This window comes from Streptomyces sp. CY-1 (assembly GCF_047218265.1).
Classification (GTDB): domain Bacteria; phylum Actinomycetota; class Actinomycetes; order Streptomycetales; family Streptomycetaceae; genus Streptomyces; species Streptomyces niphimycinicus.
Genome location: NZ_CP178393.1, coordinates 8333942 through 8356674 on the forward strand (window position 1 = coordinate 8333942; position 22733 = coordinate 8356674).

At 71.6% G+C, this 22733-nt stretch carries 26 protein-coding genes; 20 read left to right on the forward strand and 6 right to left on the reverse strand.

Annotated elements, in window-relative coordinates; genetic code table 11:
* Nucleotides 1–259: 259 nt before the first annotated feature.
* Together ACK1X7_RS35825 and ACK1X7_RS35830 are read right to left on the reverse strand one after the other, a co-directional pair.
* On the reverse strand, nt 260–463 hold the full coding sequence (locus ACK1X7_RS35825; RefSeq protein WP_390792819.1) for a hypothetical protein: 204 nt from the start codon (nt 461–463) through the stop codon (nt 260–262).
* A 41-nt stretch (nt 464–504) separates the two neighbouring features.
* Nucleotides 505–702, reverse strand: a complete 198-nt coding sequence (locus ACK1X7_RS35830; RefSeq protein WP_390792820.1) for a hypothetical protein — start codon at nt 700–702, stop codon at nt 505–507.
* Between the two features lie 158 nt (nt 703–860).
* Between ACK1X7_RS35830 and ACK1X7_RS35835 the strand changes: the two genes are divergently transcribed.
* On the forward strand, nt 861–1328 hold the full coding sequence (locus ACK1X7_RS35835) for a helix-turn-helix domain-containing protein (protein ID WP_390792821.1): 468 nt from the start codon (nt 861–863) through the stop codon (nt 1326–1328).
* 4 nt (nt 1329–1332) lie between these two features.
* Here ACK1X7_RS35835 and ACK1X7_RS35840 read toward each other — a convergent pair whose 3' ends face one another.
* Nucleotides 1333–2190, reverse strand: a complete 858-nt coding sequence (locus ACK1X7_RS35840) for an SCO6745 family protein (RefSeq protein ID WP_385137964.1) — start codon at nt 2188–2190, stop codon at nt 1333–1335.
* A 170-nt stretch (nt 2191–2360) separates the two neighbouring features.
* Between ACK1X7_RS35840 and ACK1X7_RS35845 the strand changes: the two genes are divergently transcribed.
* The gene (locus ACK1X7_RS35845) at nt 2361–3191 is read left to right on the forward strand and encodes an AIM24 family protein (protein WP_078644583.1); all 831 of its coding nucleotides are present in this window, start codon (nt 2361–2363) and stop codon (nt 3189–3191) included.
* A 26-nt stretch (nt 3192–3217) separates the two neighbouring features.
* On the opposite strand, the gene ACK1X7_RS35850 is transcribed toward ACK1X7_RS35845, so the two are convergent.
* Together ACK1X7_RS35850 and ACK1X7_RS35855 are read right to left on the reverse strand one after the other, a co-directional pair.
* The gene (locus ACK1X7_RS35850) at nt 3218–3400 is read right to left on the reverse strand and encodes a DUF6126 family protein (protein ID WP_385137962.1); all 183 of its coding nucleotides are present in this window, start codon (nt 3398–3400) and stop codon (nt 3218–3220) included.
* A gap of 17 nt (nt 3401–3417) precedes the next feature.
* On the reverse strand, nt 3418–4095 hold the full coding sequence (locus ACK1X7_RS35855; protein WP_413116145.1) for a helix-turn-helix domain-containing protein: 678 nt from the start codon (nt 4093–4095) through the stop codon (nt 3418–3420).
* A 190-nt stretch (nt 4096–4285) separates the two neighbouring features.
* On the opposite strand from ACK1X7_RS35855, the gene ACK1X7_RS35860 reads away from it, so the two are divergent.
* The 15 genes from ACK1X7_RS35860 (at nt 4286) to ACK1X7_RS35930 (ending at nt 18404) form a co-directional block, all read left to right on the forward strand.
* Complete coding sequence (locus tag ACK1X7_RS35860; protein WP_385137958.1) at nt 4286–4714, forward strand: ribonuclease; 429 nt, start codon at nt 4286–4288, stop codon at nt 4712–4714.
* A gap of 215 nt (nt 4715–4929) precedes the next feature.
* Nucleotides 4930–5898 (forward strand): sugar kinase, encoded by a 969-nt coding sequence (locus ACK1X7_RS35865; RefSeq protein WP_385137957.1) that lies wholly within the window; start codon nt 4930–4932, stop codon nt 5896–5898.
* 218 nt (nt 5899–6116) lie between these two features.
* Complete coding sequence (locus ACK1X7_RS35870) at nt 6117–6770, forward strand: bifunctional 4-hydroxy-2-oxoglutarate aldolase/2-dehydro-3-deoxy-phosphogluconate aldolase (RefSeq protein WP_059141809.1); 654 nt, start codon at nt 6117–6119, stop codon at nt 6768–6770.
* A gap of 228 nt (nt 6771–6998) precedes the next feature.
* A complete protein-coding gene (locus ACK1X7_RS35875; RefSeq protein WP_413116146.1) occupies nt 6999–7847 on the forward strand; it encodes a transporter substrate-binding domain-containing protein in 849 nt (282 codons plus the stop codon).
* A 141-nt stretch (nt 7848–7988) separates the two neighbouring features.
* Nucleotides 7989–8711 carry a TetR/AcrR family transcriptional regulator gene (locus ACK1X7_RS35880; protein WP_385137955.1) on the forward strand — a complete coding sequence of 241 codons (723 nt, stop codon included), beginning with the start codon at nt 7989–7991 and terminating at the stop codon, nt 8709–8711.
* A 130-nt stretch (nt 8712–8841) separates the two neighbouring features.
* Complete coding sequence (locus ACK1X7_RS35885; RefSeq protein ID WP_385137953.1) at nt 8842–9471, forward strand: HAAS signaling domain-containing protein; 630 nt, start codon at nt 8842–8844, stop codon at nt 9469–9471.
* A 144-nt stretch (nt 9472–9615) separates the two neighbouring features.
* Nucleotides 9616–10383: a GntR family transcriptional regulator gene (locus tag ACK1X7_RS35890; RefSeq protein WP_385138065.1), complete on the forward strand. Its 768-nt coding sequence runs from the start codon at nt 9616–9618 to the stop codon at nt 10381–10383.
* A gap of 276 nt (nt 10384–10659) precedes the next feature.
* Nucleotides 10660–11649 carry a sugar ABC transporter substrate-binding protein gene (locus ACK1X7_RS35895; RefSeq protein WP_216345448.1) on the forward strand — a complete coding sequence of 330 codons (990 nt, stop codon included), beginning with the start codon at nt 10660–10662 and terminating at the stop codon, nt 11647–11649.
* Nucleotides 11646–12695, forward strand: a complete 1050-nt coding sequence (locus tag ACK1X7_RS35900) for an ABC transporter permease (protein WP_216345447.1) — start codon at nt 11646–11648, stop codon at nt 12693–12695. Before ACK1X7_RS35895 ends, ACK1X7_RS35900 begins: the two co-directional genes overlap by 4 nt.
* On the forward strand, nt 12692–13531 hold the full coding sequence (locus ACK1X7_RS35905) for an ATP-binding cassette domain-containing protein (RefSeq protein ID WP_385137951.1): 840 nt from the start codon (nt 12692–12694) through the stop codon (nt 13529–13531). Before ACK1X7_RS35900 ends, ACK1X7_RS35905 begins: the two co-directional genes overlap by 4 nt.
* A 226-nt stretch (nt 13532–13757) precedes the next feature.
* The gene (locus tag ACK1X7_RS35910) at nt 13758–14912 is read left to right on the forward strand and encodes an ROK family glucokinase (protein WP_059141815.1); all 1155 of its coding nucleotides are present in this window, start codon (nt 13758–13760) and stop codon (nt 14910–14912) included.
* Nucleotides 14909–15538 (forward strand): hypothetical protein, encoded by a 630-nt coding sequence (locus ACK1X7_RS35915; protein WP_385137950.1) that lies wholly within the window; start codon nt 14909–14911, stop codon nt 15536–15538. Before ACK1X7_RS35910 ends, ACK1X7_RS35915 begins: the two co-directional genes overlap by 4 nt.
* 65 nt (nt 15539–15603) lie before the next feature.
* The gene (gene pcaC, locus ACK1X7_RS35920) at nt 15604–16890 is read left to right on the forward strand and encodes a 4-carboxymuconolactone decarboxylase (protein ID WP_413116147.1); all 1287 of its coding nucleotides are present in this window, start codon (nt 15604–15606) and stop codon (nt 16888–16890) included.
* A gap of 44 nt (nt 16891–16934) precedes the next feature.
* Nucleotides 16935–17582: an MBL fold metallo-hydrolase gene (locus tag ACK1X7_RS35925; RefSeq protein ID WP_385137946.1), complete on the forward strand. Its 648-nt coding sequence runs from the start codon at nt 16935–16937 to the stop codon at nt 17580–17582.
* A 42-nt stretch (nt 17583–17624) separates the two neighbouring features.
* The gene (locus ACK1X7_RS35930) at nt 17625–18404 is read left to right on the forward strand and encodes an exodeoxyribonuclease III (RefSeq protein ID WP_413116148.1); all 780 of its coding nucleotides are present in this window, start codon (nt 17625–17627) and stop codon (nt 18402–18404) included.
* A gap of 9 nt (nt 18405–18413) precedes the next feature.
* Here the strand turns inward: ACK1X7_RS35930 and ACK1X7_RS35935 are convergent, their stop codons facing one another.
* Complete coding sequence (locus ACK1X7_RS35935) at nt 18414–20231, reverse strand: SGNH/GDSL hydrolase family protein (RefSeq protein ID WP_413116149.1); 1818 nt, start codon at nt 20229–20231, stop codon at nt 18414–18416.
* Between the two features lie 185 nt (nt 20232–20416).
* Between ACK1X7_RS35935 and ACK1X7_RS35940 the strand changes: the two genes are divergently transcribed.
* The 3 genes from ACK1X7_RS35940 (at nt 20417) to ACK1X7_RS35950 (ending at nt 22727) form a co-directional block, all read left to right on the forward strand.
* Nucleotides 20417–20857: a DUF6278 family protein gene (locus tag ACK1X7_RS35940; RefSeq protein ID WP_385137943.1), complete on the forward strand. Its 441-nt coding sequence runs from the start codon at nt 20417–20419 to the stop codon at nt 20855–20857.
* A 192-nt stretch (nt 20858–21049) separates the two neighbouring features.
* Complete coding sequence (locus ACK1X7_RS35945; protein ID WP_385137942.1) at nt 21050–21796, forward strand: amino acid ABC transporter ATP-binding protein; 747 nt, start codon at nt 21050–21052, stop codon at nt 21794–21796.
* A 7-nt stretch (nt 21797–21803) separates the two neighbouring features.
* Nucleotides 21804–22727 carry a glutamate ABC transporter substrate-binding protein gene (locus ACK1X7_RS35950; RefSeq protein ID WP_390792827.1) on the forward strand — a complete coding sequence of 308 codons (924 nt, stop codon included), beginning with the start codon at nt 21804–21806 and terminating at the stop codon, nt 22725–22727.
* The last annotated feature ends 6 nt before the right edge of the window (nt 22728–22733 follow it).

A 22733-nucleotide genomic window follows, 5' to 3' on the forward strand; every position in this document is an offset into this window, starting at 1 on the left:
GTTCCGGCCGCCCGGCGCCGCCCGACGGCCCGGCGGGTTCCTGGTTCCCAACCTGCTTGGGCTCTCCACAGAGAAAGTGGCGGACTTCGAGCCCCCCTGAACAGGGTAGCGATGAGGGCCACTCGGCGGATGAACTGCGAAGTTCCTGACCGCCGAGCCGGACCGCTTCTGCGCCGAGCCGGACCAAGTGCGGGACGGGATGCTGCTGGAACGTACCTAGCCCCACCTCGTTCTGCTCGGGGTGGGGCTCGGTTTCTGGTCAGTCGGCGTCGGGCTCTCGCACCAGCAGTTCATCAGCGGCCGGAAAGCGGGCGGCTCCGTTTTCCTCCCAGGTGACCACGACGGCTAACCCGCCCATCGGCCCCCGGTCGACCCTGGCTGTCTTGACCGTGCGCCACTCGCCCTCGTAGCCGATCACGTCCACCGGGCTGATCAGGGCAGCCCGCTTGGTGGGGTGGCTCAACCGTTCTCGTCGGCGGGCCTGATGCGGTCCAAAGGGGCTTTTCACTCAAGGCCACCTCCCCTCGGCCGCATGAACGCCGTTTGGCTGAACAGCTTTCCGGTGCCCTTGACGCGCTCCTCAATTACGCCTTGCAGCTCGCCTGTGCATCCGGTCGCGGTGTCTTCGACGAGTGTGCCCTTTGGGTACGGCAGGTCGCCGTGGCTGAGCACCGTCGGTGGCTTCTCTTCTGTCTGTGTCATGATCCCTCGTCCCACCTGCGCGTACGTGTCTCACACAAGAGAACTGCCGCCGTGCAAAGCGGACTTGCACACCCCTTGCACAAGGAGCAAGCACATGAGTGCTGAGAGTGAGACGATGGATCAGAGGTAACGCCAGTCGAGCGGGGAGGACGCACACTATGAGCGCGACCAGGATTCCCGGACCCGGTGCGAACGTGGCCGTCTGCCGCAAGGCGCGTGGCCTCAGCCGGCTTGCCCTTGCTCGGCGTGCAGGCGTGTCGGTTTCGCTGCTCAGCAAGATCGAGGTGGGCGACCGCGCACTGACCCCGGGCATTGCCGCCGCTCTCGCTCAGACCATGGGCTTGACGCTGGATGAGCTGCTGGGCATGGCCCCCGTCGAGCGCACCGAGGAGAAGAGCCTTGCCGCCCTGAATTACGTCATTCGACGGTTCGACATCCCCGATACACCGCCGACCCACCCCGAGGACCTTCCGCGCAGCCTGGCCGAGCTGAACGAGCACCGCCACCGGACCGAGCTGTCGGCGGTGTTGCGGAAGCTCCCGGGCGTGCTGGCCGACGCGACCAACCGGCTGGCTCGCCCAGGTTGCTGGGCCCCTCGCCCGGAACGCGCGGGCCGCCACCCGTGACCGCTCAGGCCGTCGGCTTCGGGACCCCGATCGGGTTGGGGAAGCGCAGGGCGGTGGCGCAGGCGGTGGCCAGTGGGGTGAGGAGGCGGACCAGGGTTGCCACCTCCGCAGGGCCCAGCGGTCGCCAAGGGCGTTCCGCCGCTCGGTCGGTCGTGGTCTCGGCCGCCTGGAGCAGGTCGCGTCCGGCCTGTGTCGCGGTGCCGTCCGGGGTGAGGAGGGCGCGGTCGGTCAGGCGCCGGGCGGCGGCGTCCCACTCCTGGTCGGTCCAGCCGCGGTGGGGCTGGAGTTCGGTGCGGGGGAGGTCGACGGCCGAACGGAGGGCGAGGGCTTCGCAGCCGTCGAGACCGGCGGCGACCAGGGCCGCGACATGGCCGTCGCCGCGGTGCTCGCGCAGCAGGGTCGTCGCATGCCACAGCCGCTCGACCGGCTTGTCGGGGAAGTCCAGCGCGCCGTTCGCGGCGGCCAGCACCCGGCCGGACCCCTCCAGGCCCGCCGCGCGGGGGACCAGGGCCTCGGCGGCGCGCTCCACCGCGCGCTCGTGCCCTGCGAGCAGCCGGGCCAGGGCGGCCGCGGCGCCCGTGCGGCGGAGCTCCAGGGCCCGCTCGGGCGTGGTCAGGGACCAGACGTCGGGCAGGGCGCGGGCGACCATGGCGGGCGCGAAGGTGAAGAAGGCCGCCACGACGGGCTCCGGGCCGACCGGTCCGAGGGGTGCGGCGCGGCCCGCGAAGTAGCCGCGCCAGAAGCCGCGCAGCCCCACGGCCTCGTACGCGGCCTCGGCCTCGGGTGCGAAGTACGCGACCGCGTGGATCGGCTCGAAGAGGGCCCACATCGTGCGGGCCGTCGTCGCGGCACTGGTGTTCATCGTCATGCTCCCTTCAGCATCGCCCCCGGGGTCGGACCACGACCGGCATTGTGCCAAGCTCCCGGAACCCGGACATCGGGGTCGGACGTTGACCCGGATGTCCGATTACGGCATCAACTGACACCATCTGGCATCACCGGCGCCTGATACGACCATCGAGGAGATCGGCTGTGACCCTGCGGCAAGAGATCGTCGGCAACGCCATGCAGATGGCGGTCTGCACCCTCCAGCCGGGGCAGACCGTCTACTGCGAGGCCGGGAAGTTCCTGTTCAAGACGGCGAACGTGACGATGGAGACCCGGCTGTCCGGGCCCGGCGGGGGCGGCGGTCAGGCCGCCGGGGGCAACGGCGGGAGCGCCGGGGGCGGCGGGATGGGCGGGATGCTGCGCCAGGCCATGGGCACCGCCATGCAGGTGGGGCAGCGGGCGCTGGCCGGGGAGTCGCTGGCGTTCCAGTACTTCACCGCCACCGGCGGCGAGGGCACCGTCGGCTTCGCGGGGGTGCTGCCCGGTGAGATGCGGGCGCTGGAGCTGGACGGGGCGCGGGCGTGGTTCGCGGAGAAGGACGCCTTCGTGGCGGCCGAGTCCACCGTGGAGTTCGGGATCGCCTTCCAGGGCGGGAAGACCGGGCGCAGCGGCGGCGAGGGATTCATCCTGGAGAAGTTCACCGGGCACGGCACCGTGATCATCTGTGGTGCGGGCAACTTCATCGACCTGAATCCGGCCGATTTCGGCGGCCGGATCGAGGTCGACACGGGCTGCATCGTGGCCTTCGAGGAAGGCATCCGGTACGGCGTGGAGCGCATCGGCGGGCTCAACCGCCAGGGGCTGATGAACGCGGTCTTCGGCGGTGAGGGGCTGTCGCTGGCCACCCTGGAGGGCAATGGGCGGGTGATCCTCCAGTCGCTCACCATCGAGGGCCTGGCGAACGCCCTGAAGAAGGCGCAGGGCGGCGACAAGCAGGGGCCGACGGGCGGGATGTTCTCCACCCACGCGGGGTGACGAGCCCCCGGGTCCTGCCCCCTCGCTTACCCGCCCGCGACGTAGAAGAGGAAGAAGAGGAAAGCGGCGATGAAGTGGACGCCCACGAGGTAGATGAAGACCCGGACCGTGAAGCTCATCGGTGCCCGGTCCTCCTCGTTCGGGCCGGTCCTGGCGCGCGCCGGCGGGTTCGTCCGGGTGTCGCTCGGGCTCATCTGGTTCGTGGTCATGTCGTTCCCGTCCTCCTTCATGGCGTACCGGGCCTTCCTCGGCGAGCGGCGTCGCCGAGGCACAGCTCGGCCGCGCCGCTTTGCAGCAGCGTGTGGACGAAGAGCAGATCCACGCCGCCGGGCGAGGCGGCGGCGATGCGGTGCGGGGTGAGCGAGTCGAAATGGGCCGCGTCGCCCGGGGAGAGGGCGTGCACGGTCTCGCCGAGGGTCAGCCGCAGCCGGCCCGCCAGGACGTAGAGCCACTCCTCGCCGGGGTGGACCCGCACCAGGCCCTCCTGGGCGCCGGAGCGCTCCGGCACATGCAGCCGGAGCGCCTGCATGGCCCGGCCGGAGCCGCCGGCCTGCCAGTAGGTCCAGCCGCCCGCCTCCTGCGCCTCCATGCGGTCGGCCCGTACGACCGGGTCCCGTTCCGAGGTCCCCTCGCCGAGCAGGTCGGATACCGTGGTTCCGTAGGTACGGGCCAGGGCCAGCAGCATCGGGAGCGAGGGCTGGCGGCGGCCCGTCTCCAGCCGCGACAGATGCGCGGGTGAGAGCCCTACGCGATGGGCGGCGGCCTCGAGCGTCAGACCACTGTGCCGCCGCAGGTCACGCAGGCGGGGGGCGACGGTGGGCAGCTCGGCGGACGGTCCGCCGGGGTGACCGTCGGCCGGTCCGTCCGTGGGCCCCTCGTCGGGACCGTGGGGGAGCGGGTGCATGTCTCCGGTATAGCCAGATTTGACCTCTCGGGCAAAAGTTTTGCCTGAGAGGCAAGAAGCGCGCCGAGGAGGGCGGGGGGTTACGTTTTCGTTACCTCTTCTGGCGCTTCGCGCAGTTCTTGTGAACTCCCGGCGAACGGCGGTCACTTGGCATTGACACGACAGCGTCTACGCGCGTCATGCTATGTCTATGACAATCCCCCCACGGATCGCTCGCATCGGTGCCCTCGGCGCCCTCGTTTCGACGCTGATCATCGGCGGTACGGCCACCGCGGCCACCGCCCTCGCCCCGTCGGCATCGCAGACCGTTGTGTCGTCGCAGGTCATCGCGGCCGTCGGCGACATCTGCTACTCGGATCTGCCGTCCCAGGCCCATGACACCCTGGACCTGATCGAGCAGGGTGGCCCCTACCCGTTCCCCCAGGACGGCACCGTCTTCCAGAACCGTGAAGGCGTCCTTCCGTCCCAGTCCTCCGGTTACTACCACGAGTACACCGTGATCACCCCGGGCTCCGACGACCGTGGCGCCCGGCGCATCGTCACCGGTAAGCAGACGGACGAGGACTACTACACCTCGGACCACTACGCCTCGTTCGACCTGGTCGACCGCGGCTGCTGACGCGGCCCCACCGAAGACCGCCACCCCCCGCACCGCGGCCGCTGCCCCTCATCAGGGCAGCGGCCGCAGCGCTGTCCGCGCCCGTCCTCGGACGCACCGTCCAACCCGCCCTCCGCCCCGCCGCGCCGATGACGGTCACCGCCCGGGAACCCCGCGGGGGTCATTGTCGTTGCTTCCCGATACCGTCTCGGTTAGCAGCGGACGTGCGGGGAGGCATGGTGGCGAACGGTCCGGAAGTGGTCACGTGCGGGGAGGCGATGCTCCTGCTGCTCGCCGAGCCCGGGGTTCCGCTGGACCGGGCCGTGCATTTCCGCCGGTCGGTGGCGGGGGCCGAGTCCAATGTGGCCGTGGGCCTCGCCCGGCTCGGCCACGGGGTGCGCTGGCTCGGCCGGGTCGGCGCCGACCCCGCGGGGGAGGCCGTGCTGCGCGAGCTGCGCGCCGACTGTGTGGACGTCGCCCACGCGATCGTGGACGACCACGCCCCCACCGGGCTGCTGATGCGGGACAGCCATGCGCACCGCGCCATCGATGTGCAGTACTACCGCATGGGATCGGCCGCCTCCCGGCTGACGCCCGAGCAGATACGCCCCGAGGCACTCGAAGGCACCCGGCTGCTGCATCTGTCCGGGATCACACCGATGCTCTCGCCGACCGCGGCGGCCGCCAGCCGGCGCCTGGTGGAGCTGGCCCGTGCCGCCGGGGCCAAGGTGTCCTTCGATCCGAACGTACGCCACAAGCTGGGCGGCGCGGCGCAGTGGGCCCAGACGGCGGGCCCGTTGCTGCGCGACGCCGACATCGTCCTCGCGGGCGAGGACGAGTTGGAGCTGCTGACCGCCCAACCCGCCGACGAGGCCGCGCGGGAGCTGCTGCGCGGCGGGGCCGGTGAGGTCGTGATCAAGCGCGCCGACCACTCCTCGACCGTCCTCACCGCGGACGGCGGCTGGGACCAGGCGCCCCACGCGGTGCCGGTCGTCGACCCGATCGGGGCCGGTGACGGCTTCGCGGCCGGGTATCTGTCGGCCCGTCTGCGCGGGCTGCACGAGCACCAGGCGCTCGCCGAGGCGGTGTGCGTGGCCGCCCTCGTCGTCCAGGCCGCCACCGATACGGACGGGCTGCCCACCGCCGCCGCGCGGGACCGGGCGCTCGCCGAGCTGTCCAAGGGCGGGGACGCGGTGTACCGCTGAGCCGGCACAGGCGGCAGAGCCGACACAGGCACCACGGATAACGGGGGCAGTACAGAAAGCGCGGACAGCGCCGGTAACACCGACAAGCCAGATATCGATCCACCAAGCGCAGCACAGCACCGCACATCGTCCACCGCACACCGAAATCGCCGCATATCCCGGAGGCAATCCGGGGCGGCATCGCCAGCAGCACTTGGGAGAGGAAGGCGGCGACCGCCGTGTACCGCTGGGAGATCACCCGGGCCGCGCTCGCGCAGCGCGTTCTCGCCATCGTCCGTAGCGACAGCTACGACCACGCCCATGCCACGGCGGACAGTCTGCTCTCCGCCGGTATCACCAGCCTGGAGATCTCGCTGACCACGCCCTTCGCCCTGGAGGCGGTCACCACACTGATCCGGGAGGTCGGCGATGACGCGGTGATCGGCGCGGGCACGGTGCTCGACGCCGCCTCGGCCCGGATGGCCGTGGACGCGGGCGCCCGCTTCCTCGTCTCGCCGAGCCTGGACCCCGAGGTCATCCGCACCGGCCACCGCTACGGTCTGCCGGTCTTCCCCGGCGTGGCCACGCCCACCGAGGCGGTGCACGCGATGGAGCTGGGTGCGGACGCCCTGAAGCTCTTCCCCGCCTCCGCCTACGGGCCCCGCTGGGTCAGCGACGTACGGGCCGCGCTGCCGCAGGCCGCCGTGGTCCCCACCGGTGGGGTGACGCTGGCCGAGGCCCCGGACTGGATCGCGGCCGGAGCCGTCGCCTGCGGGATGGGCTCGGCGCTCTCCGAGGGCGACCGGGACACCGTGGGCAAGCGCGCCGCCGAGCTGCTGGCCCGCCTCGCGGATGTGGCACCACCGCTGGACTCGGCGCCAGAGTTGTACTGAACCGCTGTGCGCGGGCTGTGCGGACGGCGGGGGCCCGGGTCGTACTGACCGCTGTGCGCGGGCCGTGCGAATGGCGGCGCGTGGGGCCGTACGTCCGCGTATCCCAGCGTACGTCCGCCTGTCCCAGTCGGCGGTCAACCGCTTCCCGTGGGCCGGGAGTTCTGCCACCCTGAGCGCGCTGTGATCATGCGGCTCGTACCGGCCGCCCGTTCGCGCCCAGGAGGTGCCGTGAGACGTACCGTCACGCTGTCCGCCCTCGCCGCCGTGCTCGCCGCGACCGCCGCCGGTTCGGCGCTGGCCGTCGGTTCCACGGCCAAGTCCGAGCCGCCGCGGGCGTCCGCCGCCGACCACACCCGGCAGCAGCGCGGCACCCTGCTCGACCGGGTGCCCGAGCGCGGGGTGCTACGGGTGTGCACCACGGGCGACTACCGGCCTTTCAGCCATCGCGACCCCAAGTCCGGCGCCTACACCGGCATCGACATCAAGATGGCCGGGGACCTCGCCAAGAGCCTGGACGCCAAACCGGCGTTCGTGCCCACCACCTGGGCCACTTTGGTGGACGACCTCGCCGCCGGACGCTGTGACGTGGGCATGGGCGGGGTGTCGGTGACCCTGGCCCGCGCCCGTAAGGCGTGGTTCAGCGAGCCGTATCTCACCGACGGCAAGACGCCGATCGTGCGCTGCGCGGACAAGGACAGGTACCGCACGCTGGAGGACATCGACCGGCCGGGCGTGCGAGTGGTGGTCAATCCGGGTGGCACCAACGAGGAGTTCGCCCGGGCCCATGTCAAACGGGCCACTCTCACCGTCCATCCGGACAACACCACGATCTTCGACGAGATCATCGCGGGCCGCGCCGATGTGATGATGACGGACGCCAGCGAGACCCGCTACCAGTCGGCGATCCACCCGGAGTTGTGCGCGGTCCACCCCGACGAGCCGTTCTCCTTCTCCGAGAAGGCGTACGCCCTGCCGCGCGGCGATGCGCAGTTCAAGGAGTACGTCGACCAGTGGGTCCATCTGGCCACCCACGACGGTACGTACAAGAAGTACGAGGATGAATGGATGAAGCGGTGAAGCGGTGAGGCGATGAAGGCGTGAGAGGCGGATGAGGCGGTGCGGCGGCGACGGACGACCGACGGCTGAAAATCTGGGCATCGCGGTAGGACTCTCGCGTCCGTCGCCCTCCCACGGCGCCCAGAGCGGGAAGATGGCCCCATGAGTCCCGCCCAGCCCGTGCGCCGCCGCTCGGACGCCGTCGCCAACCGCGCCGCCCTCCTCGACGCCGCCGAGCGGGTCCTGCTCCGCGACGGGCCCGCCGTGCCGCTGGACGTGGTGGCGCGCGAGGCCGGGGTCGGCATCGCCACGCTGTACCGGAACTTCGCCGACCGCGACGAGTTATACGCGGCCGTCGTCCACCGCGCCCACCAGCTCGTGGCCGACCTCGCCCAGGAGGCCGAGGCCAGCCCGGCGCCACCGCTGGACGCGCTGGCCGGTTTCCTGGACCGGCTCCTCGCCGAACGCCGCCATCTCGCCCTGCCGTTGCTCAGCGCCCCCGGCCCGCGCCCGCGAAACGGAGCCGATCCCTTCGGCCCGTATCCGCAGGATGGAGCCGACCCCTTCGGCCCGTATCCGCACAACGGGGCCGACCCCCTCGGTCCGCGGATCTCCCGGTCGCTGGCCGCGGTTCTGAAGCGGGGCATCGACGACGGCTCGATCCGGTCCGATGTCACCGCCGCCGACCTCGTGGTCACCGTGGCGACGCTCGCCCGTGCCCAACTCCCGCCCGACGCCTGGGATCGCGCCGCCCGCCGCATCGCCGCGCTCGTCCTGGACGGGTTGCGCGCCCGCTCCGACACCGCCCCGCTCCCCGCCGGGCTCACCGGTGCCGAACTGGACCGGGCCATGACCCACAGCGGGGGCGACAGGGCCGCGTACTAGCCTGTCGCCCGCAGCGGGATGCGCATTTGCGCGAATTCGGGCGCGGTCCTTGCGCGGGTGCTACACGCTGACGGATGCCGGTCGTAATGCCCCGGACCGGTGAACGTTTCCTCGCACCCGGAGAGACGATATGAGCAGCCCCCTCAGCCACCCCCTCGTGCGGACCTTTCTGGCCACGGTCGAGCGGCGGACCGCGGCGCTTCCCGCCGCGTGGCGTGAGGAACTGCTCGAGGATCTGCGCGAGGAGATCGCGGCGGCGCTGGCGGACGACCGCACCGAGGATCCCGCCGCGGCCGGCGGCCCGGCGATCAGCGAGGAGCGGGTACGGCGGGCGCTCGACTGGATCGGAACGCCGGAGGAGATCGCGGCGGACGCCCTGGCCGAGGAGTCCGGCAGCATTCCCCCCGAACCCGAGAACCCCGGCGGCACCTGGCTGACGCTCGGCCTCGCCGTACTGCCGGTGCCGCTGTGTCTGGTCCCGGGTGTGGGCATACCGCTGGGGCTGGTCGCCGCCTTCGGCGCGCTCGTCCGGCTGTGGCGGTCCGCGCCGTGGGCGCGGCGCGAGAAGCGGCAGGCCACGCTGTTCGTCCTGTCGCCGCTGGTGACGGTGCCGGTGCTGGCGGCCGCCCTCTCCCTGGCGTTCGACGGGATCAGCGCCCCCGCGTTCGTCGCCTCCCTCCTGATGGCGCTCGCCCTGCCGGTGGTGGGCGCCGTACGGCTGGCCCGGTCCGCCGCCCGGCTGCGCGAGCAGGCCCCGTAGCAGGGCAGGCCCCGCAGGGGCAGGACGGTCCCCTGGATGACAGCGTTGTCGGTCCCGGTGGGTCGACTGTGGGTAGTTTGTCCGGACAACAGAACTTCACGACTTCCCGTCATGTGCTCATCCGGATACCCTCGCCCCGTGGCTATGGAGGAAGAAGACTCTTCGGGCGGGGCCGAGGCGCTCCAGCTCAGCGTGGACCGCAGCAGTCCGGTCCCGCTGTATTTCCAGTTGTCCCAGCAGCTCGAGGCGGCGATCGAGCAGGGGCGGCTGGCGCCCGGCAGCCTGCTGGGCAATGAGATCGAGCTGGCCGGTCGGCTCGGGCTGTCCCGCCCCACCGTCCGGCAGGCCATTTCGTCGCTGGTCGACAAGGGGCTGCTGGTGCGCCGCCGGGGCGTGGGCACACAGGTGGTGCACAGCCAGGTCAAGCGCCCGCTGGAGCTGAGCAGCCTCTACGACGACCTGGAGGCGGCCGGCCAGCGCCCCGCCACCCAGGTGCTGCGGAACACGACCGAGCCGGCGACCGCCCAGGTCGCCGCCGCGCTCGGCATCTCCGAGGGCGCCGAGGTGGTGCTGATCGAGCGGCTGCGGCTGGCACACGGCGAGCCCATGGCCCATCTGCGCAACCACCTCCCGGTGGGCCTGCTCAAGCTGGACAGCGCCGAACTGGAGGACACCGGGCTCTACCGGCTGATGCGCGCGGCCGGGATCACCCTGCACAGCGCCCGCCAGGCGGTCGGCGCCCGCGCGGCCACCGCCGAGGAGGGGGAGCAGCTCGGGGAGCCGGCGGGCGCACCGCTGCTGACCATGGAGCGCACGACCTTCGACGACACCGGCCGGGCCGTGGAGTTCGGCTCGCACACCTACCGGGCCTCGCGCTACGCCTTCGAGTTCCAGCTTCTCGTACGCCCCTGAGCCCTTCGCCCCGCTCGCGGTGCTCGGTCCCCGTTCTTGACGTGTCCCGCGTCCCCCGCTACAAGTCCTCCAGCCGGACGGGCACCGGGCCCGCCACGGGTCTCACCGTACGCGGCGCCGCCGAGCACCCCGAAAGCCCCGGCCAGGGCCGGTAACGGATACTTGGCGGCGGCCGGGCCCGATCATGCGGTACCCGGCCGCGAAGGTGACAGCGGGACGAACACACAGTGAGAAGGGCGGGTCTTCGTGGCGAAGGTGCGGAGAGGGGCACGTGTGATGACCGCCGCCGTGCTGGCGGCGGTGCTGGGTACGGCGTTGGCGGGGTGCAGCAGTACGGGCGGCAAGCGTGCCGAGGAGCGGGCCGCGCGGGAGGCGGCCGCCGGGGGTCGGGCGGCGGTCAACACCCCGAAGTGGACCTTCGCGATGGTCACCCACTCCGGCGACGGCGACACCTTCTGGGACATCGTCCAGAGCGGCGCCAAGCAGGCCGCCGTCAAGGACAACATCCGGTTCCTCTACGCCCACAACGAGGAGGGCAAGGAGCAGTCCCAGCTCGTCCAGTCCTATATCGACCAGAAGGTCGACGGCCTGATCGTCACCCTCGCCAAGCCCGACGCCATGAAGGCCGTGGTGAAGAAGGCGCGGAAGGCCGGGATACCGGTGATCACCGTCAACTCCGGCTCCGAGGTGTCCAAGGCGTTCGGCGCGCTCACCCACGTCGGCCAGGACGAGACCATCGCGGGCGAGGCGGTTGGCGACGAGCTGAACAAGCGGGGCCGCAAGAAGGCCCTGTGCGTGCTCCACGAGCAGGGCAACGTCGGCCATGAGCAGCGCTGCGACGGCGCCGCCAAGACCTTCGACGGCAAGATGGAGAAGATCTACGTCGAAGGCACCAACATGCCCGATGTGCAGTCCTCGATCGAGGCCAAGCTCCAGTCGGACAAGGGCATCGACACCGTGCTCACCCTCGGCGCGCCCTTCGCGGACACCGCCGCCAAGGCCGCCGACCAGGCGGGCAGCAAGGCCGAGATCGACACCTTCGACCTCAACGCCAAGGTCGCCGCGGCGCTCCAGGACGGCACGCTCGGCTTCGCCGTGGACCAGCAGCCGTATCTCCAGGGCTATGAGGCCGTGGATCTGCTGTGGCTCAACCGCTACAACGCCGATGTACTCGGCGGCGGCAGGCCGGTGCTCACCGGACCGCAGATCATCACCAAGGACGACGCCGCCGAGCTGGCGTCGTACACGAAGCGGGGCACCCGATGAGCGCGGAGGCACCGCCCGTCGAGGAGCTGGCGAGCCGGCAGCCGGTGCGCGGCTCGCTGCCGCGCCGGCTCGCGGGGCGGCCGGAGCTGGGCGCGGTCGTCGGCGCCGTCGCCGTCTTCGTCTTCTTCTCGGTCGTCGCCGACGCCTTCCTCCAGTGGTCCAGCTTCAGCACCGTGCTGTACGCCTCCTCGACCATCGGGATCATGGCGGTGCCGGTGGCGCTGCTGATGATCGGCGGGGAGTTCGATCTGTCGACCGGCGTCCTGGTGACCAGCTCGGCGCTGATCTCGTCGATGTTCTCGTACCAGATGACGGCGAACGTATGGGTCGGCGCCGGGGTGTCCCTGCTGGCCACCCTCGCGATCGGCTTCTTCAACGGCTATCTGCTGGTCCGCACCAATCTGCCGAGCTTCATCATCACGCTCGGCACCTTTCTGATCCTCCAGGGCTGCAACCTCGGCTTCACCAAGCTGATCAGCGACACCGTCTCCACCAAGAGCATCGCCGACATGGAGGGCTTCCCCTCCGCCCACAAGGTCTTCGCCTCACATCTGACCATCGGGGACGTGGAGGTGCAGATCACCGTCCTGTGGTGGTTCGCCCTGGTCGCGCTCGCCACCTGGATCCTGCTGCGCACCCGCGCCGGGAACTGGATCTTCGCGGTGGGCGGCGCCAAGGAGGCGGCCCGCGCGGTCGGCGTACCGGTGGAGCGCACCAAGATCGGCCTCTATCTGGGCGTCGCCCTGGCCGCCTGGATCTCCGGCCAGCATCTGCTGTTCAACTACGACGTCGTCCAGTCCGGCGAGGGCGTGGGCAATGAGCTGCTCTACATCATCGCCGCCGTCATCGGCGGCTGCCTGCTCACCGGCGGCTATGGCTCGGCGGTCGGCGCGGCCGTCGGCGCGTTCATCTTCGGCATGACCAACAAGGGCATCGTCTACGCGCAGTGGGGCGCCGACTGGTTCAAGTTCTTCCTCGGGGCGATGCTGCTGCTCGCCACGCTGCTCAACTGGTGGGTCCGCAAGCGGGCGGAGGAGAGCAAATGAGCACGTCCAAGACATCTCAGGCATCTCGGACGGCCCTGGTCGCGCTCAGTGACATCAGCAAGTACTACGGCAACGTCCAGGCCCTGGACGGCGTCTCCCTGGAGGTGCACGCCGGGGAGATCACCTGCGTCCTCGGGGACAACGGCGCGGGCAAGTCCACCCTCATCAAGATCGTCGCCGGGCTGCACCAGCACGACGGCGGCACCTTCACCATCGAGGGGGAGGAGGCCCGGCTCGGCTCCCCGCGCGAGGCCCTGGACCGCGGGATCGCCACCGTCTACCAAGACCTCGCCGTGGTCCCGATGATGCCGGTGTGGCGGAACTTCTTCCTCGGCTCCGAGATCCACAAGGGCCGCGGGCCGCTCCGGCGCCTGGACGTGGCGGCGATGCGCGCCACGACCCACCGTGAACTGCTGCGCATGGGCATCGAGCTGCGCGATGTGGACCAGCCCATCGGCACCCTCTCCGGCGGTCAGCGCCAGTGTGTGGCCATCGCCCGCGCCGTCCACTTCGGCGCGAAGGTGCTGATCCTGGACGAGCCGACGGCGGCGCTGGGCGTCAAGCAGTCCGGGGTGGTGCTCAAGTACGTCGCGGCCGCCCGGGACGCGGGCCTCGGCGTGGTCCTCATCACCCACAACCCGCACCACGCCTATCTCGTCGGCGACCGCTTCGTGCTGCTCAAGCGCGGCACCATGGCGGGCAGCCACGCCAAGGACGAGATCGCGCTGGAGGAGCTCACCCGGCAGATGGCGGGCGGCAGCGAGCTGGAACAGCTCAGCCATGAGCTGGCCCGCACCCCCGCGCCCGATCTCTCGGAGGGGGTCGCCAAGGGCTGAGCGGCCGGGCCGACGGCCGTGTTCCGGCACCCGGGCGGGCCGCGCGCCGTAGGCTCGCCATGCGGCGTGAGGCACGGGTGAGGCACAATCGCACGGCGGGCCCCACCCGCCACGACCGACGCACCCGAGGCCGCGCGGCCTCCCGATACCCCCGCAGGGACGACGAACTCTTGCGAGCACGTACCCGCAGCGACCGTACCCCCCACACCGGCGAGGGGGCCGGCCGATGAGCATCTACCGCGAACGAGTGCACCGGGGCTCGGCCCGGGCCACCGTATTGCGGACCGTCGGCACCCGTGAGCGCCGCTCGCATCTCAGCGCGCCCCGGGTGCCCACGGTCGGCATCGACATCGGCGGCACCAAGGTGATGGCTGGGGTGGTCGACGCCGACGGCACCATCCTGGAGAAGCTGCGCACCGAGACGCCGGACAAGTCCAAGAGCCCCAAGGTCGTCGAGGACACCATCACCGAACTGGTGCTGGACCTCTCCGACCGGCACGATGTGCACGCCGTGGGCATCGGCGCCGCGGGCTGGGTGGACGCCGACCGCAACCGGGTGCTCTTCGCCCCGCATCTGTCCTGGCGCAACGAACCGCTGCGCGACCGGCTCGCGGAGCGGCTCGATGTCCCGGTCATGGTCGACAACGACGCCAACGCCGCCGCGTGGGCGGAGTGGCGGTTCGGCGCCGGGCGCGGCGAGGACCATCTCGTCATGATCACCCTCGGCACCGGAATCGGCGGCGCGATCCTGGAGGACGGCCAGGTCAAGCGCGGCAAGTACGGCGTCGCGGGGGAGTTCGGCCATATGCAGGTCGTCCCGGCCGGCCACCGCTGCCCCTGTGGCAACCGCGGCTGCTGGGAGCAGTACAGCTCCGGCAACGCCCTCGTCCGCGAGGCCCGTGAACTGGCCGCCGCCGAATCGCCGGTCGCGTACGGGATCACCGACCGGGTCGGCGGCAACATCCAGGAGATCACCGGACCGCTGATCACCGAGCTGGCCCGGCAGGGCGACGCCATGTGCGTCGAACTGCTCCAGGACATCGGCCAGTGGCTCGGCGTCGGCATCGCCAACCTCGCCGCCGCCCTCGACCCCTCCTGCTTCGTCATCGGCGGCGGCGTCAGCGCCGCCGACGATCTGCTGATCGGCCCCGCCCGGGATGCCTTCCGGCGCACCCTCACCGGCCGCGGGTACCGGCCGGAGGCCCGGATCGTCAAGGCGCAGCTCGGCCCCGAGGCCGGGATGGTCGGCGCCGCCGACCTCGCCCGGCTGGTGGCCCGCCGCTTCCGCCGCGCCAACCGCCGCCGCGTCGAGCGGTACGAGCGCGCCGGGTCCTCCTCTCCGCTGCGGCTGGCGCCGCGGGGTCAGGCAGGCCGCGAATGACCGCCGCCGAGCAGCGCCCCGGCGCCCCGATGCCCCCCGCCGCCGACGGCAGACACCCCGACGGGCCCACGTCCGGCGGGCCCACATCCGGCGGGTCCACGCCCGGTGGTGGCCGCCCGCCCCGCCGCTGGCTCAGGGCCGTGATCGTCTTCCTGCTGATCACGATCCCGGCGGGCTATCTGGTGATCTCCGCCATCCAGAGCCGCAACGGCGGTGAGGACAAGGCGGAGGCGGCGTCGGCCAAGGGCCTTGAGGCGGGCTATCCGACCCGGGTGCAGCGGCGCATATACGACGTGCCGGTGCCGCCCCACTCCAAGAAGGTCGCGTTCTACGAGACCAACTCCTGGAAAGTCAGCTCGCTGTACGTGCAGTTCGTCACGTCCAGCGATGGACTCGACTCCTTCCTGCACCGGATCGGCACCGGCCGCTCCGCCCTGGACAAGGGCAAGGTGACCATCACCGGCGCCCAGGCGAAGAAGGTCGGCTGGCAGGTCGGGGAGGCTGGTCACGACTGGGCCGGGATGGAGTTCAAGCAGAAGGATCCGCAGCCCAAGTTGAGGATCACGGTCAAGTTCGACAATCCGGCGCATCCCAAGGTTTACGTGGTCTCCACGGTCACCCCGTAGCTCCTTCACATCCTGGGTGCATCACGCCCGAAAGCCCCGTCACTTCCGTCGGATACCGTTTTCGGGTGAGCGAGACGAAGACACTTCAGTACCGGACCGACGGCCCCGAGGACGGGCCCCTGCTCGTCCTCGGACCGTCGCTGGGCACCACCTGGCACATGTGGGACCGCCAGATACCCGAGCTCTCCCGCCACTGGCGCGTCCTCCGCTTCGACCTCCCCGGCCACGGCGGCGCGCCCGCCCATCCGGCCCCCTCCGTGGCCGAGCTGGCCGCCCGGCTGCTGGCCACCCTCGACCAGCTCGAGGTCGAGCGCTTCGGTTACGCGGGCTGCTCGATCGGCGGGGCCATCGGCGCCGAGCTCGCGCTCCGACATCCCCACAGAGTGGGCTCACTCGCCCTCGTCTCCGCCTCCCCGCGCTTCGGCACCGCCGACTCCTTCCGGCAGCGCGGCGTCGTGGTCCGCACCAACGGCCTCGACCCGATCGCCCGCGCCACCCCCGAGCACTGGTTCACCCCCGCCTTCGCCGCCGCGCAGCCCGCCATCGTCGACTGGGCCGTCCAGATGGTCCGCACCACCGACCCCGGCTGCTACATCGCCGCCTGCGAGGCCCTCGCCGCCTTCGACATCCGCGCCGAGCTGAGCCGGATCGGCATCCCCACCCTCGTGGTGGCCGGTGCCGACGACCAGGTCACCCCGGCCGCCGACGCCCGCGTCCTGGTCGCCGGCATCGCCGACGCCCGGCTCGCGCTCGTCCCCGGCGCCTCCCATCTCACCCCCGTCGAACAGCCGATGGCCGTCACCGATCTGCTGGTGCGCCACTTCTCCAGCTCCTGGCAGTCCCCGGACCACCCGACCGGGATGACCGCGATCCCCGCGCCCCCGGTCAAGCCCGTGCTCTCCCCGGTCCCGCCCGGCGCCGAGATCGTCGAATACGGCCACAATGTGCCCGAGCCGCTGCTGGACGCCCGCTCCGACGCGTACGACCAGGGCATCAAGGTGCGCCGCGAGGTGCTCGGCGACGCCCATGTGGACCGCGCGCAGTCCCTGGCCGACGAGTTCACCGGCGACTTCCAGGACTTCATCACCCGCTACGCCTGGGGCGAGGTGTGGACCCGGCCCGGAATCGACCGGCGGACCCGCAGCGTGGTCACCCTCACCGCCCTCGCCGCCCGCGGCCACCTCGACGAACTCGCCTTCCACACCCGGGCCGCGCTGCGCAACGGGCTGACCCCCACCGAGATCAAGGAGGTGCTGCTGCACACCGGCGTCTACTGCGGGGTGCCGACCGCGAACTCCGCCTTCGCCGTGGCCCAGCGGATCATCCGCGAGGAGACAAGCCCGGAAGGCTAGGGTCCTAGTACGGCCACCGGGCCCGCGGGAGCACAATGATCTCCATGAAGCTCACCAAGAAGGGCCATGCCTGCGTCCGGATCGAGAAGGACGGGCAGGCGCTCGTCATCGACCCCGGGACCTTCAGCGAAGAGGACGCCGCGGTCGGCGCGGACGCGATCCTGGTCACCCACGAGCACTTCGACCACTTCAACGAGGAGCGGCTGCGCACGGCGCTCGACGCCAACCCCGCCGCCCGCATCTGGACGCTCTCCAGCGTCTCCGGCCAGATCTCGGCGGCGTTCCCCGGGCGGGTGCACACCGTCGGGGAGGGCGACACCTTCACCGCCGCCGGATTCGACATCGAGGTGCACGGCCAGCTCCACGCGGTCATCCACCCCGACATTCCCCGGATCACCAATGTGGGCTATCTGGTGGACGGCTCGCTGTTCCACCCCGGCGACGCGCTCACCGTGCCCGCCGGGCGACGGGTGGACACGCTGATGCTGCCGGTGCACGCCCCCTGGAACAAGCTCGCCGAGGTCCTCGACTACGTCCGCGCGGTCGACCCGCGCCGGGCCGTCGACATCCACGACGCCCTGCTGTCCGACCTCGCGCACATGGTCTACGGCCGCATGCTCGGCCCCGACGGACCGGGCACGGGCGGCGCCGAGCACCTGCGGCTGACACCGGGCGATTCCCTCACCCTCTGAGGGCCGGGTCGGCTGTCGGACCCGGGATGTAGGTTGTCCCCCATGCGCATCGCGACCTGGAACGTCAATTCGATCACCGCCCGGCTGCCCCGGCTGCTCGCCTGGCTGGAGAGCAGCGGCACGGACGTCCTGTGCGTCCAGGAGACCAAGTGCGCCGAGTCCGCCTTTCCGTACGAGCCGCTGCGCGAGCTCGGCTACGAGTCCGCGGTCAACGCCACCGGGCGGTGGAACGGAGTGGCGCTGCTCTCCAAGGCCGGTCTCACGGACGTCACCGTGGGCCTCCCCGGCGGCCCGGACTACGACGGCGGCCAGGAGCCGCGGGCGATAGGCGCCACCTGCGGCCCGGTCCGCCTCTGGTCGGTCTATGTGCCCAACGGCAGGGAGATCGGCCACCCCCACTACGACTACAAGCTGCGCTGGCTGGAGGCGCTGCGCACGGCCGTCGCCGGGGACGCGGCCGGTGAGCGCCCCTTCGCCGTCCTGGGCGACTTCAATGTGGCGCCGACCGACGAGGACGTCTGGGACCGCTCCGCCTTCGACGGGCTGACCCATGTGACCGACCTCGAGCGCGAGGCCCTGGCGGCGCTGCGCGAGGCCGGGCTGTCGGATGTGATGCCCCGGCCGCTGAAGTACGACCGCCCCTTCACCTACTGGGACTACCGGGAGCTGAGCTTCCCCAAGAACCGCGGTATGCGGATCGACCTGGTCTACGGCAACGAGGTGTTCGCCAAGGCGGTCGGCGACGCGTATGTGGACCGCGAGGAGCGCAAGGGCAAGGGCGCCTCCGACCACGCCCCGGTCGTCGTCGACCTGGAGGTGTGACCTAAGGGCTTACCCCACCAGCTTCCGCAGGTCGATCGAGTCCGCCATCGCCCGCAATCCCGCGTCCCCCGGGTGCAGATGGTCCCCGCTGTCGTAGGCGGGCAGGATCCGCGCCGGATGCCCGGGGTCCCGCACCACCGCGTCGAAGTCCAGCACGTCGTCGAACGCCCCGCCGCTGTCCCGCAGGAAGGCGTTGACGGCCGAGCGCCGCGCGTCCGCGTCCGCCGTGCACAGCGACTCGCCCTCGCACGGGGCGATGGTCGCCCCGACCACCCGCAGCCCGCGCTCATGCATCCGCGCCGCGAGCGACCGCAGCCCCGCGATCAGCTCCTCGGCCGAGCTGCCTCGGCGCAGATCGTTGATGCCCTGGAAGACGACGACCGTACGGGCCCCGGTCTGGGCGAGCACATCCCGCTCCAGTCGGTGCGGTGCGCTGACCCCGCCGGTGTCCGTGGAGACACCCTCGCCCGGATAGCGGTCGGCGACCACGCGGTTGGCGGAGATGCCCGCGTTGAGCACGCCGTACGCCGGGATCTCGGACTGGCCGCGCAGCCGGCGCGAGAGCACATCGGGCCAGCGGCGGTTGGCGTCATTGGTGGACTTGGTGCCGTCGGTGATCGAGTCGCCGAGCGCCACCACCGAACCCGGCCCGCCCCGCACATCGACCCCGGTCAGAAACGGCCAGGTGGTGAGGGTGCCGGTATAGGACTCGGCACCCGGCTCACCGGTCCGGTCACCGCTGCCCGCCGCGCTCAGATACGACCGCTGGGTCGCCTGGCTGTGCACCGGCACCGCCGCCACCGGACCCGGCAGATGGATGCTCACCAGCAGATTGGCGTCCGCCGGAACCGGGAAGTCCACCGGATCGCTGAACACCTGCGCGCCCGCGGGGACCGAGGTCCCCGGCCGCCCGCCGAAGGTCAGCGGCACCGGTGCGCCCTGCGCCGCCGCGCCGCTCGCCTGGAGCGCGACCGTCGCATGGCCGATCTCCACGGGCGAGGCGGCGAAGGTGTTCTCCAGCCGGACCCGGGTCCTCGGCCCGCCCGCGCTGGTGTGCACCACCAGCCGTAGCGTCTGATCGGTCCACGGCCCGACCTTGGTGTATCCGGCGGTGCTCGCCGCCCAGCTCCCGGTCCAGCCGTCCGCGGGCTGCCGCAGGGACGCCGCGAAGACATGGAGATCGGCCGCCGGGCCCGGATCCCTCGGCAGCACCACCGACGCGATGTCCCGGCCGCGTTCGACCGGCACCGTCACCGCGTACAGCCGGGCCGTCTCCTGCCGCTGCCCGGCGGCGGTGTTGAGATGGGGGAGTCCGACGGCCTTGGTGGCGGCGGGGCCCGCCCGCCAGTCCGGCGCGCTCAGCGTGTACGGACGGCTCGACCCGTCCCGGTAGCGCACCGTTCCGGCACCGCTCGCCCCGGCGCCTGGCCCGTCCGGTGAACTGCTCGCCACCAGGAAGGTCAGCGCCTCGCCCCGCCCGCGCAGCCGCACCACCTGTCCATCGGCGATCACATTGTCGGGCCGTGCCCCCGCGCTCCGCGGCCAGGTCAGCCTCGCCGCGTCCAGGGCGATGTCCCGGCCCGGGGTCCAGCCGGCGGCCCGCAGATCCTGTGCGGAGAGCGAGGCGCCCGCGCCGTCGAAGTCGGCGTCACCCGGCCGGGCGTCATCGCTGACCGCCCGGTTGTCGAAAAGCCGCTCCAACGGGAGCGGCTTCTGGGCCGGCCGGGTCGGCGCACTGGCCGGTGCGGCGGAGGAGGGCGCGAGGAGTGCGAGAGTGACACCTCCCGCGACGATCCCGGCGGCTGTCCAGGGTCTCGCGACGCGCATAAGTGTCCCCTCTCGCAACCAACCTGACCGGTGATTCGACAGGCGCTGGGAGAACGTAGGAAGGCCGGTGGGTGTCGTCAAGACAAGCAACGCGTCACGTCTCGCGCCGCCCGACAAGCATCGGGTCACAGCTCACACCGCGCGCCCTGTGGTGCGCCGGTGGCGCGGATGCCACGCTGAGTCGTATGAACATCTCCTTCTTGGGCAACTGGCGCAAGCGACGCGGCCCCGCCTCGGGCACGGCCCTGATGGGCGCCCAGGAGGAGGATCCCCAGGGCGTCGCCCAACTGCTCTCCGAATGCGAGCTGCTGCGCGCACGGGCGGCGGCCGCGGGCATCGGACTCGATGACTCGACAGCCTCCCTGGAGGCGCTGGACCAGATGGCGCCGCGCTGGCGCGACGACCCGGACGAGCTCCCCTGGCTCGGCAACGACGCCGGTCTCTACCTCGGCACGGTCATCGTCCGCACCGTCCCCGGGGCCGTCTGGCAGGTGTGGCCCAACGGCCGCCCCGTCGTGCTGCTGGCCTCCGGCCGCGAGGTCGACGTCGTGGAGGCCGGTCAGCAGTGGGCCGCCGACGGCGCCCCCGAACTCTCCCAGCGCTACGCCGAGGTCGCCGAGGCGTAGGGGGTATCCAGCCCCTCCAGGGGGCACCTCCCAGCGGAGTTGGGGGAGTTTGAGGAGCGGGGTCCGGGTCCGGGCCCCGTAGGCCCTGTCGGGCGGTATCCGCCCATCAACGCGTGTCCGTACCCCAAGCTCCCCAGTTGCCCCGATAGCTTGCGCTGACCGGGACACAGCGGAAGGTGGGTGGGGCCGGGTATGGCCGTCGGTGAGCCGTTGATCGAGCTGCACGGCGTCAACAAGCACTTCGGCGCGCTGCACGTTCTGCGGGACATCGATCTCACCGTCGGGCGCGGCGAAGTGGTCGTGATCATCGGCCCCTCGGGCGGCGGCAAGTCCACCCTGATCCGGACCATCAACCGGCTGGAGACCGTCCAGTCCGGCTCCATCGTCGTCGACGGCCGGCCGCTGCCCGACGAGGGCAAGGAGCTGGCGCGGCTGCGGGCCGAGGTCGGCATGGTCTTCCAGTCCTTCAACCTCTTCGCCCACCGGACCGTGGTGGCCAATGTGATGCTCGGTCAGACCAGGGTCCGCCGCCGCGGGAAGCAGGACGCCGAGCGGCGCGCCCTGGAACTGCTGGACCGGGTGGGCCTTGCCGACCAGGCCGGGAAGTTCCCCGCCCAGCTCTCCGGCGGCCAGCAGCAGCGGGTGGCCATCGCCCGCGCGCTGGCGATGGATCCGCAGGTGATGCTCTTCGACGAGCCGACCTCCGCCCTCGACCCGGAGATGATCAACGAGGTGCTGGAGGTGATGCGCCAGCTCGCCCAGGAGGGAATGACGATGGTCGTCGTCACCCATGAGATGGGCTTCGCCCGCTCCGCCGCGAACCGGGTGGTCTTCATGGCCGACGGCCGGATCGTCGAGGACCGTCCCCCGGAGGAGTTCTTCAGGGCCCCGGAGAGCGAGCGGGCCAAGGACTTCCTTTCCAAGATCCTCAAGCACTGAGCCGGTGATGACGGACATGAGGCGGCTGCGCCGCGCGACCGCCGCCCTCGTAACGGCCCTGGCCCTGCTGCTCATGGCCGGCTGCGGCAAGGAGGGCAGCCCGCCCGCCAAGGGACCCCGGGCCGAGAAGCTGCCCACCTACAAGGTGGCGACCGGCTTCCGGCTGCCCGCCTCGCCCACCTGGCGCCGGGCCGAGCGCCGCGGCCATCTCACCGTCGGGGTCAAGGAGGACCAGCCCTATCTGGGCGAGCGGGACCCGGCCACCGGCCGCTACTCGGGTTTCGACATCGAGATCGCCCGCATGATGTCCGCCTCCCTCGGCTTCGCCCCGAAGACCATCCGCTTCCAGACCATCGCCTCCGCCAACCGCGAGACCGCGCTCCAGAGCGGCCAGATCGACTTCTACGTCGGCACCTACACCATCAATCCGCTGCGCAAACGGCTGGTCGGCTTCGCCGGGCCGTACTTCATGGCCGGACAGTCGCTGCTGGTGCGCACCGACGAGAACGACATCCACGGCCCCGCCGACCTCGCGGGCAAAACCGTCTGCTCGGTGGCCGGCTCGACCCCGCTCCAGCGCATCCAGGCCGACTACCCCAAGGCCCACGCGGTCGCGTACGACACGTACTCGGTGTGCGTGGACAACCTGCTCAGCTTCCAGGTCGACGCGGTGACCACCGACAACACCATCCTGCTCGGCTACGCGGCCAAGGCCCCCGAGGAGCTGAAGGTGGTGGGCCGGCCCTTCTCCAAGGAGCCGTACGGCATCGGCGTGCCCAAGCGGGACACCGCGCTGCGCTTCGCGCTGGACGACGCGATCCAGGTCCATGAGCGCAACGGCGACTGGAAGCAGGCGTACGAGGCGACCCTCGGCCTCTCCGGTGTGCCCGCCCCCAAGCCGCCCCCCATCGACCGCTACCGCACCGGCTGAAGGCCC